At 64.9% G+C, this 259-nt stretch carries 1 pseudogene; it reads right to left on the reverse strand.

Features of this window, described 5'->3' with window-relative positions:
- A pseudogene (locus ACWGS9_RS35835) lies at positions 1-257 on the reverse strand (IS66 family transposase); the annotation flags it as partial.
- Positions 258-259 lie beyond the last annotated feature (2 nt).

A 259-nucleotide genomic window follows, 5' to 3' on the forward strand; every position in this document is an offset into this window, starting at 1 on the left:
TGCTCGATCAGCCGTGCCGTGCGCTCGGAGCGCTGCCCGTACAGTTCGCGTTTCAGCTTCTCGATGCGCAGCTCGAGATGCGCGATCAGCGCCTCGTTGTCGGACAGCATGGCCTGCGCGTTGGCGGCTTCAGCCTCCCAGTTGGCAGCATCCGCGACAGCCACATCGCGCTCGGCCAGCAGCGCTTCACGCTCGGCAAGCAGCGCCACGTAGGCGCTGGCAAGATCCGAGGGAAGATCAACCGGCTTCGAATTCATGC

It is taken from the genome of Mesorhizobium sp. Arg314 (assembly GCF_053714275.1).